The sequence below is a fragment of the Arthrobacter sp. UNCCL28 genome (genome assembly GCF_900102805.1).
Classification (GTDB): domain Bacteria; phylum Actinomycetota; class Actinomycetes; order Actinomycetales; family Micrococcaceae; genus Arthrobacter; species Arthrobacter nicotinovorans_A.
On the sequence record NZ_FMWE01000003.1, the window covers coordinates 30,828 to 47,463 of the forward strand.

13 protein-coding genes and 1 tRNA gene are annotated in these 16,636 nt (G+C 61.8%); 10 read left to right on the forward strand and 4 right to left on the reverse strand.

Translation table 11 applies throughout. The features are described 5' to 3' along the window. Positions 1-8: 8 nt before the first annotated feature. The 8 genes from BLQ01_RS08815 to pyk all read left to right on the forward strand — a co-directional run bounded on the left by BLQ01_RS08815 (position 9) and on the right by pyk (position 12,452). Entirely contained in the window at positions 9-281 is a 273-nt protein-coding gene (locus BLQ01_RS08815; protein ID WP_026540363.1) for an HGxxPAAW family protein, read from the forward strand. A gap of 2 nt (positions 282-283) precedes the next feature. Beyond that, a complete protein-coding gene (trpC, locus tag BLQ01_RS08820; RefSeq protein ID WP_175493388.1) occupies positions 284-1,102 on the forward strand; it encodes an indole-3-glycerol phosphate synthase TrpC in 819 nt (272 codons plus the stop codon). A gap of 114 nt (positions 1,103-1,216) precedes the next feature. Then, on the forward strand, positions 1,217-2,593 hold the full coding sequence (gene trpB / locus BLQ01_RS08825; protein ID WP_091551213.1) for a tryptophan synthase subunit beta: 1,377 nt from the start codon (positions 1,217-1,219) through the stop codon (positions 2,591-2,593). Then, the gene (gene trpA / locus BLQ01_RS08830) at positions 2,593-3,405 is read left to right on the forward strand and encodes a tryptophan synthase subunit alpha (protein WP_091551215.1); all 813 of its coding nucleotides are present in this window, start codon (positions 2,593-2,595) and stop codon (positions 3,403-3,405) included. The genes trpB and trpA overlap by 1 nt, the downstream gene beginning before the upstream one ends. A 21-nt stretch (positions 3,406-3,426) precedes the next feature. After that, positions 3,427-4,581, forward strand: a complete 1,155-nt coding sequence (gene lgt / locus BLQ01_RS08835; protein ID WP_026546622.1) for a prolipoprotein diacylglyceryl transferase — start codon at positions 3,427-3,429, stop codon at positions 4,579-4,581. A 259-nt stretch (positions 4,582-4,840) separates the two neighbouring features. Beyond that, positions 4,841-9,454: a glutamate synthase large subunit gene (gltB, locus tag BLQ01_RS08840; protein ID WP_026546623.1), complete on the forward strand. Its 4,614-nt coding sequence runs from the start codon at positions 4,841-4,843 to the stop codon at positions 9,452-9,454. Then, positions 9,447-10,904: a glutamate synthase subunit beta gene (locus BLQ01_RS08845; RefSeq protein WP_026540369.1), complete on the forward strand. Its 1,458-nt coding sequence runs from the start codon at positions 9,447-9,449 to the stop codon at positions 10,902-10,904. Before gltB ends, BLQ01_RS08845 begins: the two co-directional genes overlap by 8 nt. Positions 10,905-10,958: 54 nt before the next feature. Further along, entirely contained in the window at positions 10,959-12,452 is a 1,494-nt protein-coding gene (gene pyk, locus BLQ01_RS08850; RefSeq protein ID WP_026540370.1) for a pyruvate kinase, read from the forward strand. A 176-nt stretch (positions 12,453-12,628) separates the two neighbouring features. Here pyk and BLQ01_RS08855 read toward each other — a convergent pair whose 3' ends face one another. Next, positions 12,629-13,234 (reverse strand): ANTAR domain-containing response regulator, encoded by a 606-nt coding sequence (locus BLQ01_RS08855; RefSeq protein WP_026540371.1) that lies wholly within the window; start codon positions 13,232-13,234, stop codon positions 12,629-12,631. A gap of 198 nt (positions 13,235-13,432) precedes the next feature. Here BLQ01_RS08855 and BLQ01_RS08860 point away from each other — a divergent pair. Beyond that, positions 13,433-13,514: transfer RNA gene (locus BLQ01_RS08860), tRNA-Leu, on the forward strand. 87 nt (positions 13,515-13,601) lie between these two features. Beyond that, positions 13,602-14,732: a tyrosine-type recombinase/integrase gene (locus BLQ01_RS08865; protein WP_091551217.1), complete on the forward strand. Its 1,131-nt coding sequence runs from the start codon at positions 13,602-13,604 to the stop codon at positions 14,730-14,732. A gap of 23 nt (positions 14,733-14,755) precedes the next feature. On the opposite strand, the gene BLQ01_RS08870 is transcribed toward BLQ01_RS08865, so the two are convergent. The 3 genes from BLQ01_RS08870 to BLQ01_RS22530 form a co-directional block, all read right to left on the reverse strand. Continuing rightward, positions 14,756-15,022, reverse strand: coding sequence for a hypothetical protein (locus tag BLQ01_RS08870; protein ID WP_091551218.1), 267 nt, complete (start codon positions 15,020-15,022; stop codon positions 14,756-14,758). Positions 15,023-15,403: 381 nt separating this feature from the next. Further along, positions 15,404-15,895 carry a hypothetical protein gene (locus BLQ01_RS08875; RefSeq protein WP_091551220.1) on the reverse strand — a complete coding sequence of 164 codons (492 nt, stop codon included), beginning with the start codon at positions 15,893-15,895 and terminating at the stop codon, positions 15,404-15,406. A gap of 9 nt (positions 15,896-15,904) precedes the next feature. Beyond that, positions 15,905-16,474 (reverse strand): hypothetical protein, encoded by a 570-nt coding sequence (locus BLQ01_RS22530; RefSeq protein WP_139183458.1) that lies wholly within the window; start codon positions 16,472-16,474, stop codon positions 15,905-15,907. Positions 16,475-16,636: the final 162 nt, after the last annotated feature.

The window sequence follows — 16,636 nt, forward strand, 5'->3', positions numbered from 1 at the left end:
GATTTCACATGAGCAAAACCACAGTGTCCACGAACCAAGCTGAATCCACCATGGCCAGCCACGCTGACGCCATCGGCCACGGAAACAGCCCGGCTGCCTGGACCTGCGTACTCGTGATGCTGGTCGGTGCCTTGATTTCCTCCATCGCGTTCGTCATTGCCAGCACCCCGATCTTCGTTGGCGGGCTGGTAGTCATGGTCATCGGCCTGATCGTTGGCTTTGTCATGCGCAAGGCGGGCTACGGAGTTGGTGGCAGCAAGCTGCAGAACAACGGCCACTAATCGTGACCGTTCTTGATGACATCATTGTTGGCGTCAAGGAGGAGATGGAGGCGCGCAAGCGCCTCGTATCCCTGGCGGAGTTGAAGGACCGGGCAGCGGTGGCTGCTCCGGCCCTCGATGCCTGGGCTGCCTTGGGTGGGCCTGCATCGGTCCGCAACGACCTCAAAGTCATCGCGGAAATCAAGCGCCGCAGCCCCTCCAAGGGCGATCTCGCGCCTATTGCCGATCCCGCTTCCCTCGCCGTTCAGTACGCCGACGGCGGAGCTTCCGTCATCAGTGTCCTGACCGAACAGCGCCGCTTCGGTGGCTCGCTTGCTGACTTGGATGCGGTCCGCGCCGCCGTCGAGATTCCCTTGCTCCGCAAGGACTTCACGGTGGACGAGTACCAGATTTGGGAAGCCCGCGCCCACGGAGCGGACCTCATCCTGCTGATTGTCGCGGCGTTGTCCGACACCGAGTTGGCGGAGTTCAGCGCACTGAGCCACGAGCTTGGCATGAACGTACTGGTGGAGACCCACACGGAGGAAGAGATCGAACGTGCCGTGGCGGCAAACGCCCGGATCATCGGCATCAACGTGCGCAACCTCAAGACGCTCGACGTCGACCGTTCGGTTTTCGGGTCCCTGGCCGGTTTGATTCCGGCTGAGTCGGTCATCGTCGCCGAGTCCGGGGTCCGGGGCGCCGATGACGTCTCGCATTATGTGGCCGGTGGTGCCAACGCCATCCTGGTGGGGGAGGCGCTGGTCAGCGATTCCACCCCGCATGAACGCATTACTGAATTCAAGGCAGCTGGAGCTGCCGCCATCGCCGTCAGGAACTGAGGCAGTCACTGAAACACGGCGAACAGCCGCAAGGCAGCCCGGGCTGAAGCCCGCGGCTGCCTTGTGGCACGTGGAACTACCCAATGAACTAACTGGAACAGGACGGTGAGACTGATGGTCGACGCGCCAACAGCCGGCTCAGAAGAGAATGCGGCCGACGCATTCCTGCAAGGTGGCCCTTCGCTGCGCAACGCCTCCGGGCCCTACTTCGGCAACTACGGCGGACGCTGGATGCCGGAGTCCCTCATCGCCGCCCTTGACGAAGTCCAGGACACGTTTGAGAAGGCAAAGGCTGACCCCGATTTCATCGCGCAGCTCAAGGACCTCAACAAGAATTACTCCGGCAGGCCTTCCTTGCTTACCGAGGCCAAGCGCTTCTCGGAGCACGCCGGAGGGGCCCGCATCTTCCTCAAGCGCGAAGACCTGAACCACACCGGGTCCCACAAGATCAACAACGTCCTGGGCCAGGCCCTCCTTGCCAAGCGCATGGGTAAGACCCGTGTGATCGCCGAGACCGGAGCGGGACAGCACGGCGTTGCCAGTGCCACTGCTGCGGCCCTGCTGGGCCTTGAGTGCGTGGTGTACATGGGTGCCGAGGATTGCCGGCGCCAGGCGTTGAACGTGGCCCGCATGCAGTTGCTCGGTGCCACTGTGGTGCCGGTGACCAACGGCTCCCAGACCCTCAAGGACGCCATTAACGATGCCCTGCGCGACTGGGTTTCGAATGTGGAGCACACGCACTACCTTCTTGGCACCGCAGCTGGAGCCCACCCGTTCCCGGCAATGGTCCGCTACTTCCACGAGGTCATCGGCGAAGAAGCCCGCAGCCAGATCCTGGAGCAGACGGGCAAGCTCCCGGACGCCATTGCTGCATGTATTGGCGGTGGCTCGAACGCCATTGGCCTGTTCCACGCCTTCCTTGATGACGCCTCCGTGAAGATCTTCGGATTCGAAGCCGGCGGCGAAGGGGTCGAAACCGGCCGCCACGCTGCTGCCATCTCCTTGGGTCGGCCCGGTGTGCTGCACGGTGCACGTTCGTACCTCATGCAGGACGAAGACGGCCAAACGATCGAATCCCACTCCATCTCCGCAGGCCTGGACTACCCCAGCGTGGGTCCGGAGCACTCTTACCTGGCCGATATTGGCCGCGTTACCTACGAGGCTGTCACGGATACCGAGGCCATGGACGCCTTCAGCCTCCTGTGCCGGACCGAGGGCATCATTCCCGCCATCGAGTCCTCGCACGCCCTGGCTGGTGCCATCAAGATCGGCCACCGCCTGACTGAAGGCAAGGACAACCCTTCCGACGTCACGGTGATCGTCAACCTCTCCGGCCGTGGAGACAAGGACGTGGAGACTGCCGCTGCCTGGTTCGACATGTTGGATGAGGAAGGGCACGTCAAGGGCACCACCTTGTCCACGCGCAAGCCCAAGGGCCCCACCGAGCGCACGTCCGAAGCAGCCGTGGATGTCAACGAGGACCAGAACTGATGACTGAAGAATTCGCCAGCAAATCCGCTGCCGCCATCGATCGTGCCAAGGCTGAAGGCCGCGCCGCCCTGGTGGGCTACCTCCCCGCGGGGTACCCCACGGTCCAGGAGAGCATCGAGGCCGGAATCGCCTTGGCCCGGAACGGTGCCGACCTGATCGAAATCGGCATCCCGTACTCCGATCCGGTAATGGACGGCCCGGTCATCCAGGCTGCCACCACCGAGGCGATCGCCAATGGCTTCCGTGTCAGCAACGTTTTCGACGTCGTTGCCGGCATCACCGCCGCCACCGATGCAGCCGTTCTGGTCATGACCTACTGGAACCCTGTCATGCGCATGGGCGTCGATGAATTCTCCCGTCGCCTGGCCGAAGCCGGGGGAGCGGGGCTTATTACCCCGGACCTGGTCCCTGACGAGGCCCACGAGTGGTTCGAGGCCTCGGACAAGTACGGCTTGGACCGGGTGTTCCTCGTGGCACCGTCATCCACCCCGGAGCGGCTGGACATGACCGTCAAGGCGAGCCGTGGATTCGTCTACGCCGTCTCGATCATGGGCGTCACCGGAACGCGCACCTCTGTCAGCAGCAGTGCCGAGGACGTGGTGTCCCGCGCTCATGCTGCCGGAGCCGAGCGTGTGTGCGTCGGTTTGGGTGTGTCCAACCCGGACCATGTCCGCGAAATCGCCGCCTACGCTGACGGCGTGATCGTAGGAACCGCCCTGGTGGCGGCCCTTCGCGATGGCGGCCTTGACGCCGTCGGGCAACTCACCAAGAATCTCAGCGCCGGCCTGGGCCGCGCAGCTGCAGAAGCCTAGAAAAAGGAAACAGCGAAGCGAATGCAGACCGTCCTCCACGCTGCGGCAATGGTCCCCATGAGTATCCCGAGCCCGTCGTGGTCCGGTTTCGACATTCCGCTGCCGTGGGGGACGCTGCGTATCCACGCATACGCCCTCTGCATCCTGGCGGGCATCATCGTTGGCTTGTGGCTGACGTCCGCCCGGTGGAAGCGCCGCGGCGCCCCCGAAGGCAGCCTGTGGGACATTGCCATCTGGGCAATTCCCTTCGGCATCATCGGCGGTCGCCTCTACCACGTGTTCTCCTCACCTGATGCCTACTTCGGTCCGGGCTTTGACGGCACCGGCGACCTCTCGCTGATTCCGCAGATACAGCGCGGTGGACTGGGCATTTGGGGTGCCGTGGTCCTGGGCGCAGTGGGTGCCTGGATTGGTTGCCGGAGGGCCGGCGTGAAGCTGACGGCCTTCCTGGATGCAGCGGCTCCTGGCCTGCTGCTGGCACAGGCAATCGGCCGTTTGGGAAACTGGTTCAACCAGGAACTTTTCGGCGCCCCCACCACCCTTCCCTGGGGGCTGGAGATTGATCCCGCCAACGCCAACTTCCCGCCGGACATGGCTGCCGGCACGCTGTTCCACCCCACGTTCCTCTACGAAATGCTGTGGAACCTGGCCGGCGTCGCCATCTTGTTGCTCCTGGACAGGAAGTTCAACTTCCGGTGGGGACGCCTCTTCTGGCTCTACGCCATGTATTACACCCTCGGCCGTGTCTGGATTGAGGCATTGCGGATCGATGATGCCGAGCAGATTAACCTTTTCGGGATTACCACCCGGCTCAATGTGTGGACCAGCATCTTTGTGTTCATTGCCGCCCTTGCCATCTTCCTGGTTCTTGGCCGGAAGGGACGCCCTGTACCGGATACCCCGTATTTGCCGGGGCGCGAGCCGGATGAGACCAAGGAAAAGGAGCCGGCGTCGGTGACGAGCGTCACCAGTCATGATGTGGACGCATCTGTCTCAGATACTGGTTCGCGTGGTAATCTCCCAGATAACCAAAGCGATTCGGGCCACGTTGACGAGCCGCAGGAAACAGCAGGGGACGCGAGCAAGGACACCAAGTCCGGCACGGGTTCCGTATCTGCTGCCACTGCCGCAAGGAAGGCCCCCGGATCCACACCGAACGCAGACGACACCAAGTAGTCGCGTTCGGTAAAGGGGCAACAGAGTCACCGCTCGTAGGGCCCAGTCCACAGCGTCGTGGCACCCCGGAAACCGGATCGCAGCATACCGATGTTCACTGGTCAAGCCGGGGCCAGAGGTCTGCGTAACTGTTCGTTGCGCTGGATCGGCTGGCCTACAATTCCAATTACTAGCGCTTTGTTGTGCCCGTCACAGGGCAGGCAAGGTGGGGCCAACGTTGTCCCTTCCATACGCACGATCTCGAGGAAGGACGTCTCCCATGACCCATCTTCATAACCCCGGTTGGTCCGAAAAAATCGAACCGCAGGGTGCCATGTCTCCGTTCAAGCGCTTTGCCGCGCTCCCGGAGGCCCAGGGTCTTTACAACCCTGATAAGGAGAAGGACGCCTGCGGCCTGGCCATTATTGCCACGCTCCGCGGGGAACCGGGATACGACATCGTGGAAGCGGCACTGACCGCCCTCCGCAATCTCGAACACCGCGGCGCCGTGGGCGCCGACGAAGGTACCGGCGACGGTGCGGGCCTGCTGATGCAGGTTCCGGACGAGTTCTTCCGGGCCGTCACAGAATTCGAACTGCCCGCTCCCGGCCAGTATGTAGTGGGCACTGCCTTCCTTCCTGCTGAGTCCCGCGAAGCGGATACCGCCAAGGCAGGCATTGAAGCCCTTGCCGCCGACGAGGGCCTCACTGTCCTTGGCTGGCGTGAGGTACCCGTGGTGGCTGACCTTGTAGGCGCTATGGCGCGAGCCTGTATGCCGTACTTCTCGCAGCCGTTCTTTGCCTCCGCCACCGGCGAGCAGCTGGAACACAACGAGCTTGATTCGCGCGCCTGGCGTATCCGCAAGCGTGCGCAGAACAAGTTCGGCGTGTACTTCCCGTCGCTGTCCTCGCGCACCATTGTGTACAAGGGCATGCTGACCACCGCCCAGTTGGAGCCGTTCTACCCGGACCTCTCGGACAAGCGCTTCAAGACCAAGCTGGCCATCGTCCACTCACGCTTCTCCACCAACACCTTCCCGTCCTGGCCGTTGGCGCAGCCGTTCCGCACCATCGCCCACAACGGTGAGATCAACACGGTCAAGGGCAACCGCAACTGGATGCGTGCCCGCCAGTCGCAGCTGGCCAGCCCGCTGCTGGGCTCAGTGCCCGAAGAGCTGTACCCGATCTGCACCCCGGGTGCCTCGGACTCCGCTTCCTTCGATGAGGTTGCAGAGCTCCTCTGGCTGTCCGGCCGCCCCATCACGCACTCCATCATGATGATGATCCCGGAAGCGTGGGAGAACCACGCCACCATGGATCCGGCCCGCCGTGCTTTCTACGAGTACCACTCACTGCTCATGGAGCCGTGGGATGGGCCGGCAGCTGTTTCCTTCACCGATGGCAACCTGGTTGGCGCCACCCTGGACCGTAACGGCCTGCGACCGGGACGTTACTGGATCACCGAAGACGGCCTCATCATCTTCGCCTCCGAAGTTGGCGTGATCGAGGTTGAGCCCTCCAACGTGGTCAAGAAGGGCCGCGTTGCCCCGGGCAAAATGTTCCTGGTGGACACCGAGGCCGGCCGCATCATCGACGACGCCGAGGTCAAGGCCGAGGTCGCTGCCGCCAACCCCTGGGCCGAGTGGCTCAAGGACAACCTGATCGACATCAACGAGCTCCCCGAGCGTGAGCACGTGGTTCACACCGCTGCGTCGGTCAATATCCGCCAGCGCACGTTCGGCTACACCACCGAGGAGCTGAAGATCCTGCTGGGACCGATGTCCCGGACCGGTGCCGAGCCCCTCGGTGCCATGGGTTCGGACACGCCTGTGGCTGTCCTCTCCAAGCGCCCACGCTTGTTGTTCGACTACTTTGTGCAGTCCTTTGCCCAGGTGACCAACCCGCCGCTGGATGCCATCCGCGAAGAGTTGGTTACTTCGCTGAAGTGCGCCATCGGGCCCAACGGCAACCTCTTGGACGGCAAGCAGGTCCGCCAGCCGCAGATCTCCCTGCCGTTCCCGGTGATCAACAACGATCAACTCGCCAAGATCGCGAACATCGAAACCCCCGACGGCGATCGCATCGCCATGAAGGTTCGTGGCCTTTACCGCCCCGAGGGTGGGGAAGCGGCGCTTCGTGCGCGCCTGACCGAAATCTGCGAGCAGGTCTCCGGCGCGATCAACCGTGGCGTGCAGTACGTGGTGCTGTCCGACCGTGACTCGAACGCGCAGTGGGCTCCCATTCCTTCGCTGCTTCTGGTCAGCGCAGTGCACCACCACCTGCTCCGCAGTGCCAACCGCACCAAGACCGCCCTGGTGGTTGAGGCCGGCGACGTCCGCGAGACGCACCATGTTGCAGTGCTCATCGGTTACGGCGCATCTGCCGTCAACCCGTACCTGGCCATGGAGTCGGTGGAACAGCTGATCTCCAACGGCGATGTCACAGGCGTCACTGCAGAAGACGGCGTTTACAACCTCATCAAGGGCCTTGGCAAGGGTGTCCTGAAGATCATGTCCAAGATGGGCATCTCCACCGTGGCTTCCTACACGGGAGCCCAGACCTTCGAGGCACTGGGCCTGTCCCAGGAACTCGTGGATGAATTCTTCTCCGGCACGCACTCCCAGCTCGGTGGCGTGGGCCTGGACGTGATTGCCGCCGAGGTTTCGGCACGCCACCAGATGGCGTACCCGGAGGGCGGCATCGAGCACCCGCACCAGCCGTTGCTGGGCGGTGGCGAGTACCAGTGGCGCCGTGACGGTGAACCGCACCTCTTCAACCCGGAGACGGTTTTCCGCCTGCAGCACGCTACCCGCGAACGGCGGTACGACATCTTCAAGTCCTACACCAAGGGCATTGACGATCAGTCCGAGAACCTGATGACCCTGCGCGGGCTCCTGAAGTTCAAGGACGGTGTCCGTCCGGCGGTCCCGCTCGAGGAAGTGGAGCCCGTTTCCAGCATCGTCAAGCGTTTCTCCACCGGTGCAATGAGTTACGGCTCCATCTCCAAGGAAGCGCACGAAACGCTCGCCATCGCCATGAACCGGTTGGGCGCCAAGTCCAACACCGGTGAAGGCGGCGAGGACGTTGACCGCCTGCTGGATCCCGAGCGCCGCTCTGCCATCAAGCAGATCGCTTCGGGCCGGTTCGGTGTCACCAGCTTGTACCTGACCAATGCCGACGACATCCAAATCAAGATGGCCCAAGGCGCCAAGCCCGGCGAAGGCGGCCAGTTGATGGCACAGAAGGTCTACCCCTGGGTAGCCCGGACACGTCACTCCACGCCCGGCGTCGGACTCATTTCCCCGCCCCCGCACCACGATATCTACTCGATCGAAGACCTCGCCCAGCTCATTTACGATGCCAAGCGCGCCAACCCTTCGGCCCGTGTGCACGTGAAGCTGGTTTCGGAAGTCGGGATCGGCACGGTGGCCTCCGGTGTCACCAAGGCGAAGGCCGACGTCGTGCTTGTTTCGGGTCACGACGGCGGTACCGGCGCCTCGCCGCTGAACTCGCTCAAGCACGCGGGTGTGCCGTGGGAACTCGGCCTCGCCGAAACCCAGCAGACCCTCATGCTCAACGGTCTGCGTGACCGTGTGGTGGTTCAGGTTGACGGTCAGCTCAAGACCGGCCGCGACGTCGTCATTGCCGCCCTGCTGGGTGGCGAGGAGTACGGCTTCGCAACTGCGCCCCTGGTGGTTTCCGGCTGCATCATGATGCGCGTCTGCCACTTGGACACCTGCCCTGTTGGTGTTGCCACGCAGAACCCTGAGCTCCGTTCACGGTTCAATGGCAAGCCCGAGTTCGTAGTCAACTTCTTCGAGTTCCTCGCAGAAGAAGTCCGTGAGATCCTTGCCGAGCTCGGGTTCCGCAGCCTGGAAGAGGCAATCGGACACGCCGAGGTCCTGGATACCCGCGAAGCGATCAACCACTGGAAGGCCGAAGGGCTGGACCTGGACCCCATCCTGCACGGGCTGGAGTTCGACGACGACGTGCCGCTGCGCAACATGACCGGCCAGAACCACGAGCTGGACAAGCACTTCGACCAGCGGCTGATCACCATGGCGCAAGAAGCGCTCAGCGACCGCATGCCCGTCAAGATCACCCTGGACGTCATCAACACGGACCGTTCCGTGGGTACGATGCTCGGCCATGTGGTGACCAAGACCTTCGGGATCGATGTCCTGGCGACCGACACCATCGACGTCACGCTCAATGGCACCGCCGGCCAGTCCCTCGGCGCGTTCCTGCCCGCGGGCATCACCCTGCGGATGTTCGGTGATTCCAACGACTACGTGGGCAAGGGCCTCTCCGGTGGACGCATCATCGTCCGCCCGGACCGCACCAACGTGTTCCAGGCCGAGCGCAACGTCATTGCCGGCAACGTCATCGGTTACGGTGCAACCAGCGGTGAGATGTTCCTGCGTGGCCAGGTGGGCGAACGCTTCCTGGTCCGCAACTCCGGCGCGACCGCCGTCGTCGAAGGCATTGGCGATCATGGTTGCGAGTACATGACCGGTGGCCAGACCCTGATCATCGGCCGCACCGGACGCAACTTCGGTGCCGGCATGTCCGGTGGTACTGCCTATGTGCTGGACCTTCAGCCTGAGCGCGTCAACAAGATGGCCCTCGATACCGGCGAACTCCAGCTCCTGGAGCTCGACGCCGAGGACCGCGACATCGTTCATGGTTTGCTGACCAAGCACCTTGAGGAAACCGAATCCGTCCTGGCCGGCCGTCTGCTCGAAAACTTCGACGACACTGCCGCCCGCATCACCAAAGTGCTGCCGCGCGACTACGCCGCAGTCCTGCAAACCCGTCTCGACGCCATCGAAGAGGGTCTTGACCCCGATGGCGAAGAAGTATGGTCTCGAATCCTGGAGGTAACCGGTGGCTGATCCACGCGGATTTCTGAAAGTCCGGCAGCGCGAGACGCAGCCACGCCGTCCCGTTCCGGTCCGCATCATGGACTGGAAAGAAGTGTACGAAGCCCAGGAAAAGGGTGTCCTGAAGAGCCAGGCAGGCCGCTGCATGGACTGCGGCGTTCCGTTCTGCCACCAGGGCTGCCCGCTGGGCAACCTGATTCCCGAATGGAACGACCTCGTGTGGCGGGACAAGGGTGAAGAAGCGATTGAGCGCCTTCACGCGACGAACAACTTCCCGGAGTTCACGGGCCGCCTGTGCCCCGCACCCTGCGAAGCGTCCTGCGTGCTCGGGATCAACCAGCCTGCTGTGACCATCAAGCAGGTTGAGGTCTCCATCATCGACCAGGCTTTCGACAACGACTGGGTCCAGCCCCTGCCTCCGACGCGCCTGACCGGCAAGACGGTCGCGGTTGTGGGTTCCGGCCCGGCCGGCCTGGCCGTGGCACAGCAGCTGACCCGCGTGGGCCACACCGTTGCCGTGTACGAGCGCGATGACAAGATCGGCGGCCTGCTCCGCTACGGCATCCCCGACTTCAAGATGGAGAAGGAACAGGTTGACCGCCGCCTTGAGCAGATGAAGGCCGAAGGCACCCGCTTCCGGACCGGCGTCGCAGTTGGTACGGACGTGACCTGGGAGCAGTTGCGACGCCGTTACGACGCCGTCGTGGTTGCCACCGGAGCGACCGTTCCGCGCGACCTTCCCATTCCCGGACGTGACCTTGAGGGCGTCCACTTCGCCATGGACTACCTGGTCCCGTCCAACCGCAAGGTGGCGGGGGAGGACCCCGCGAACCACATCGACGCCCGTGGCAAGCACGTTGTCATCCTCGGTGGCGGCGATACCGGTGCTGACTGCATCGGCACCGCGCATCGCCACCAGGCGGCCTCGGTGACCACCCTCGCGATCGGCAAGCAGCCGCCCGCCGAGCGTGCCACCCACCAGCCGTGGCCCACGTTCCCCACCCTGTTCGAGGTCGCCAGCGCCCACGAAGAAGGTGGCGAGCGTACCTACCTTGCATCCACCGTTGAGTTCGTTGGAGAAAACGGCAAACTCACCGGAGTTAAAGTTGCTGAAACCGAGTTCGTGGACGGCAAACGCCTTCCCAAAGCCGGTACAGAACGGATCATCCCAGCTGACCTTGTCTTCCTGAGCCTAGGCTTTACCGGTGCTGAGCCGGCAGGAATCACGGAGCAGGTCAGCGCAGAGTTCGACAGTCGGGGCAACGTTGCCCGCGACGGCTACTACATGACGAACACCGAGGGCGTGTTTGTTGCCGGCGATGCCGGACGTGGCCAGTCACTGATTGTGTGGGCCATTGCGGAAGGCCGTGCATGTGCGGCCGCAGTGGACAAGTTCCTGATGGGAAGCACCATTCTCCCGGCACCGGTCGCCCCCACCGACCGGGCGATAGCGGTCTTATAGCGCCGGCAGGAACAACCTTTTACTCAATCAGCATGAACTACTTAGGGTAGGTATATGAGACGCGCAAAAATTGTGGCAACTTTCGGCCCGGCTATCTCCAGCTTCGACAACACCCTCGCGGTGCTGGAGGCCGGCGTTGACGTTGCCCGCATGAACATGAGCCACGGCGACTACTCCGTGCACGACATCACCTACGAAAACGTCCGCAAGGCTGCGGCGCAGCTGGGCAAGCCTGTTGCGATCATGGCTGACCTGCAGGGACCCAAGATCCGTCTTGGCCGTTTTGTTGACGGACCCCACGAGCTGGCCGTCGGCGACACCTTCACCATCACCACCGAAGACGTCCCCGGCACCAAGGACATCTGCTCCACTACGCTCAAAAGCCTCACCGAAGACGTCAACGTGGGCGATGCCCTGTTGATCGACGACGGCAAGGTGGCCATGCGCGCCATCGAGGTTGACGACGTCAAGGTTGTTGCCACCGTGACCGTTGGCGGCAAGGTCTCCAACAACAAGGGCATCAACCTGCCAGGCGTAGCCGTCAACGTTCCCGCCTTGAGCGAAAAGGACGAGGACGACCTCCGTTGGGCACTCAAGCGCGGCGCCGACCTCATCGCCCTCTCGTTCGTGCGTGATGCCTCAGACATCAAGCGCGTCCACGAGATCATGGACGAAGAAGGTCGCCGCGTACCGGTGATCGCCAAGATCGAAAAGCCGCAGGCCGTTGAGCAGCTCCACGAGATCATCGACGCCTTCGACGCCATCATGGTTGCCCGTGGCGACCTCGGTGTTGAACTGCCGCTCGAAGAGGTGCCGATCGTCCAGAAGCGCGCCATTGAATTGGCACGCCGCTGGGCCAAGCCGGTCATCGTGGCCACCCAGGTCCTCGAGTCCATGATCGACAACCCGCGTCCGACGCGCGCCGAGGCTTCGGACTGCGCCAACGCAGTGCTCGACGGCGCCGACGCAGTCATGCTCTCCGGTGAAACTTCCGTGGGCCAGTACCCCATCGAAACCGTCAAGGTCATGGCCCGGATCATCGAGTCCACCGAAGTCCACGGCCTCGAGCGCGTCCCCCCGCTGGGCACCAAGCCCAAGACCCGCGGCGGCGCCATCACCCGTGCCGCCGTCGAAATCGCCGACCAGCTGGATGCCAAGTACATCTGTACTTTCACCCAGTCCGGTGACTCCGCACGACGCCTCTCGCGCCTGCGCCCGGTCAAGCCCGTCTTCGCCTTCACCCCGGTGGAGCACGTCTGGAACCAGCTGGCCCTCACCTGGGGCATCCAGCCGGTGCTGGTTCCCTCCGTGGGCCACACTGACGAGATGACCGCACAGGTTGACAAGAGCCTGCTCGAAATGGATCTCGTGGAGGAAGGCGACCTGGTTGTCATCGCTGCCGGTTCCCCTCCCGGACAGGCCGGTTCCACGAACTCGCTGAAGGTCCACAAGGTAGGCGACCTCGCCGACACCTCCAAGACCGACGACGGTTCACGCAAGGAACCCGTTGGCCCGTGGCCGGAAAAGAAGTCCAAGGCCAAGAGCTAGCTCTTCGGTTGTTGAATGCGGGCCCCACCTTTTGGTGGGGCCCGCATTTTTGTTTTGTTGGTGCGTATTGCTTTGGTGCGTACGGCTTTGGTGCGTGCGGATTTGGTGCGTACGACGGCGGCCGCCCACCTCGTGCGAGGTGAGCGGCCGCCGTCGTGCGTTTGTTTCTTGTGGCGCTAGTTGACCTGGTTGATGATGGTTTCGGCAACCTCGCGCATGCTGAGGCGGCGGTCCATGGAGGTCTTCTGGATCCAGCGGAAAGCTTCCGGCTCCGTCAGGCCCATCTTGGTGGTCAGGAGGCTCTTGGCGCGCTCTACGAGCTTGCGCGTGGCGAACTGCTCCTGGAGGTCGGAGACCTCGTTCTCGAGCGCCTTGATTTCCTCGTGGCGGGACAGGGCGATCTCGATGGCCGGGATCAGGTCCGCGGGGGAGAACGGCTTGACGACGTACGCCATGGCGCCGGCATCGCGTGCCCGCTCCACCAGTTCCTTCTGGCTGAATGCAGTCAGCAGGACAACAGGAGCAATACGTGCCTTGACGATCTTCTCAGCCGCCGAAATGCCGTCCATGACAGGCATCTTCACGTCCATGAGGACAAGGTCAGGCTTCAATTCCTCGGCCAGCTGCACGGCCTTCTCGCCGTTGTCTGCCTCGCCGACGACGTCGTACCCCTCGCCCTTCAGGATCTCAATAATGTCCAGGCGGATGAGGGTCTCATCCTCGGCTACGACAACGCGTCGGGCCGGCTGGGCTGTGGGTGTGGACTCCGTCTGTTCGGTCACGGGATCTCCTTGAAAAGGTTCGGCGGGTTCATGTCCATCTTAGTGTGGACTCTTTGATGGCAGGTTTTTGTTGCATCAGCGTGCCCGGTTCTTTGAATCAGCCTATCTGCATGTAGAGTAGTTTCGCGTGCTGGGAAAGGATCGCGTTGCTCACAGAAATGAGAGCAGTCAGCGAGATTTAACTTCCCGGTAATCCGCGCCCGAGTGGCGGAATTGGCAGACGCGCTGCACTCAAAATGCAGTATCGAAAGGTGTGTGGGTTCGAGTCCCACCTCGGGCACTGTGTTGTCGCAGGTCAGGGGCCTATATGGCCCCTGACTGTGTACAAAACCCCTAAAAGTGTGTACACCGGCGTAGCGTTTTAAGCATGGCCAGCATCTCCACACGCACTAAAAAGGACGGTTCAAAGTCCTTCATGGTGCGCTGGCGGGAACCCAAGACGGGCAAGGCCCAAGGCCTCACGGTGGCCAGTGAATCCGAAGCAGAAACGCTCAAACGACTGCTCGACGCCAATGGGCAGAACTTTGAAATCGCCCAGCACGCGATCCTCACAAACCAGAAGCGTGTGCCGACCGTCGGTGAGGTTATTCAGGAACACATCGACCTGCTGATCCGGCCGTCGAGCGGAACGGTGAAGACGTATCAGACCATGCTCGATCTGCATGTGAAGAAGGTCATCGGCCACGTTCCTGTCGACAAGCTTGATTACCGTTTGATTGCCTACTGGGTGAAGTCGATGATGGCCAAAGGGCGCTCACCGAAGACGATCAAGAACGTCCACGGGCTGATCTCCGCTGCGATGAACACTGCGGAGATGCTGGGGTACATCACGCGCAATCCATGCCGCGGCGTGCAGTTGCCGAGCGTCGAGAAGGCTGAGGATGAAATGATGTTCCTCACCCATGCGGAGTTCGGACTGATTATGGACGGCATAGGGGAGCGGTATCGGGACTTTACGAACTTCCTGGTGATGACTGGCACCCGCTTCGGTGAGGCGACGGCTCTCACGGTTGCTGACATTGACTTGTTGGGGAAGCCGGCCACGGCCCGGATAAACAAGGCTTGGAAGCGGGACGGGAAGAACCAGTTCTACATTGGACCGACAAAGACGGGCGCCGGAAAGCGGACCATCGGTTTGAATCCTGCCCTTGTGGAGCTGTTGATTCCCTTGGTGGCTGGTCGCCCGAGCAGCGACCTGCTTTTCACTACTCCCAAAGGGGAGCGGATCGTGCACAAGCTGTTCTGGCACCACTACTGGATGCCAGCGGTCAAAGCAGCCCAGGACCGCGGCCTGCGGAAGAATCCACGAATTCACGATCTACGGCATACGCATGCTTCATGGCTAATTCAGGACGGCGTCCCCATCTTCACGATCTCGCGTCGGTTGGGGCATGCGTCAACTAGGACCACGGAGGGCGTTTATGGGCACCTGATGCCGGAAGCGCTGCAGGCTGGGGCGGATGCAACGGAGCGGTCAGTGTCGGCGTTTATGCGCTGAGGGGTTTGGCCTCTCCCGGCCCACTAAGAAGCCATGCGGTTGCGGGCTCGAGTCCCAATGAGCCGAGCGTTGGTTTCGTTTCCTTCGCGGACGTGGGGCGCTCGGTGCGCGCCGGGCAGTATCTCACTAAGTCTGGCGATCTCCGCGATGTGCTCAGAAGTGAACACGATCTTTCCCTTGCCCCAGCACGCGTGAGGAAAGCGTCCCGCAGCAGCGCCGTCACGCAGCCAGCCTTCACTGCAGCGCATGAGGGCTGCAGCTTCGGCAGGCTCGAAAAATTCCAGGTTCATCTCTATCCGTTCGTGGCAGTCTCGCTTGGACTTTCATGTTCGGATTTCCGAGGAAGGACATGATCGGTTGATTTTGCTAAAGGGTGCAGGCGGTCAAATCATGTGATGCTGTTGGCCTAAGGACGACTGCACCCGAAGTTGTGGCGCCACGAGCGGCCCTGCACGGGATGCCTTTGGCGCAACGACGTCGGTGTGGAAGCCTCTCGGCCGTGCGTTGGGGGCAGGGGCTAAGACATTGTTGTTTGGTGAGCGACGTGGCAAGTCTTGGGTGTTGATGTGAACTTTGTCCAGATTCTTGAACTTCCGGGCCTTTAGGCACTCCCAGATGTATCGAGGTTTCACTGGGCAACGCCTGCCTGCCCGTACTTGCGGGAGCCGCTGTTATGGAATTTTGGTGCCGACATCCAAGCGCGCGGCCTGTACGAAGGCTTTGGTCAGGGTAGGGACCTCGTTATTGGCCTTCTCTATCCTCGGACCGATTGCAAGTATCTCATCTTCATTCGCTGAGTAGTCTAATTCGATCATTCCTCGTCTGTTGCTGTTGAGCCGGTGCATGTCGTTGACAGGTGCACTGAGGGAAACAGCAGCAGCTGTGACGCTCTGGGCACCAATGAGTCTTATCTGACTGAGGGCAACAGTGGCTCGTCGTTGCGCCTCCCTGGCCTCAATGGCGGGATTCAACGTGGAGGTTGCTTCTACAATGGCTGACAGGAACTCAGCATATGCTGCTTGTTTGCTGTCTCGTAGCCATTGCTTGTGTTCGTGACTCCTGCCAAGAAATGCCCCCAGCCAGCTACCACCAAGGGCAAAGAGGCCAGTGCCAAGCGGAATAAGTAGCCACCACCACTGGCCTTGTTTGATGAGTTCATCCATCGCTTAAATCTACACAGGAGAAGAAGAGCCTTCTTGGGGACGTCCACGCCCGGTCTTTCGGAAATGTTTGAGTATCTTTGCTGCGGAGCGCCTCATGAATCGTGACTGCGTGGGGTCTCCCAGAATCATCCTTGTCGCAGATAGCAGCGCTGCACTTCCCTCAAGACATTTGTTGTCGAGTTCTTCTCCCTCGGCGGGCGGCATTGATTGGTCTTTGGATGCATTGGCATAAGCGGACAGTCGTTCAAGTTCGGCTTGGATCATGTGGGTACCTGTCATGGCTACCACTCCAGAGTCCAGGAGAAGTACATGCTCGGCAGCTCGCCGAAGTCGGGATGCTTGCTCCTCTATTCTCGCGCGATCCATCGGTCGCCTAAGCATTAATTGATTCTCACGGCTTATGTCGAGGAGATCCGTTACCAATTCGACCAACTTTTCACGTTTCCAAATGAAGCGATCTTCCATGCGCTCGGCTTTGCTGTTGCGGGCCGCTACGGTCGCGGTGATTCCGGACCCTAATGCACCGGCCAATAGTGTGAAGGATCCGACAACTATTAGCCTGAATGTCTCCGTGTCCATTGCCCAAACCTACAGGCTCGGCGACGCCATCGTTTTGCTGAATCGTTCCGGTGTACGCGCTTGGGAGGTCGGTAAGCTTGCAGTCATGTTTCAGACGGACTCCCATATGTACTTTGCTGACCAGCCTGACCCTGGCAGCCGGCTATGGCGCTATATGGACCT

What these genes read in the sequence shown, in the direction of transcription:
- BLQ01_RS08815 (WP_026540363.1), top strand. Translation starts at nt 9, where the DNA reads ATGAGCAAAACCACAGTGTCCACGAACCAAGCTGAATCCACCATGGCC.
- BLQ01_RS08865 (WP_091551217.1), top strand. Translation starts at nt 13,602, where the DNA reads ATGGCCAGCATCTCCACACGCACTAAAAAGGACGGTTCAAAGTCCTTC.
- trpA (WP_091551215.1), top strand. Translation starts at nt 2,593, where the DNA reads ATGACTGAAGAATTCGCCAGCAAATCCGCTGCCGCCATCGATCGTGCC.
- BLQ01_RS22530 (WP_139183458.1), bottom strand. Translation starts at nt 16,474, where the DNA reads ATGGACACGGAGACATTCAGGCTAATAGTTGTCGGATCCTTCACACTA.
- gltB (WP_026546623.1), top strand. Translation starts at nt 4,841, where the DNA reads ATGACCCATCTTCATAACCCCGGTTGGTCCGAAAAAATCGAACCGCAG.
- pyk (WP_026540370.1), top strand. Translation starts at nt 10,959, where the DNA reads ATGAGACGCGCAAAAATTGTGGCAACTTTCGGCCCGGCTATCTCCAGC.
- lgt (WP_026546622.1), top strand. Translation starts at nt 3,427, where the DNA reads ATGCAGACCGTCCTCCACGCTGCGGCAATGGTCCCCATGAGTATCCCG.
- BLQ01_RS08870 (WP_091551218.1), bottom strand. Translation starts at nt 15,022, where the DNA reads ATGAACCTGGAATTTTTCGAGCCTGCCGAAGCTGCAGCCCTCATGCGC.
- trpB (WP_091551213.1), top strand. Translation starts at nt 1,217, where the DNA reads ATGGTCGACGCGCCAACAGCCGGCTCAGAAGAGAATGCGGCCGACGCA.
- BLQ01_RS08875 (WP_091551220.1), bottom strand. Translation starts at nt 15,895, where the DNA reads ATGGATGAACTCATCAAACAAGGCCAGTGGTGGTGGCTACTTATTCCG.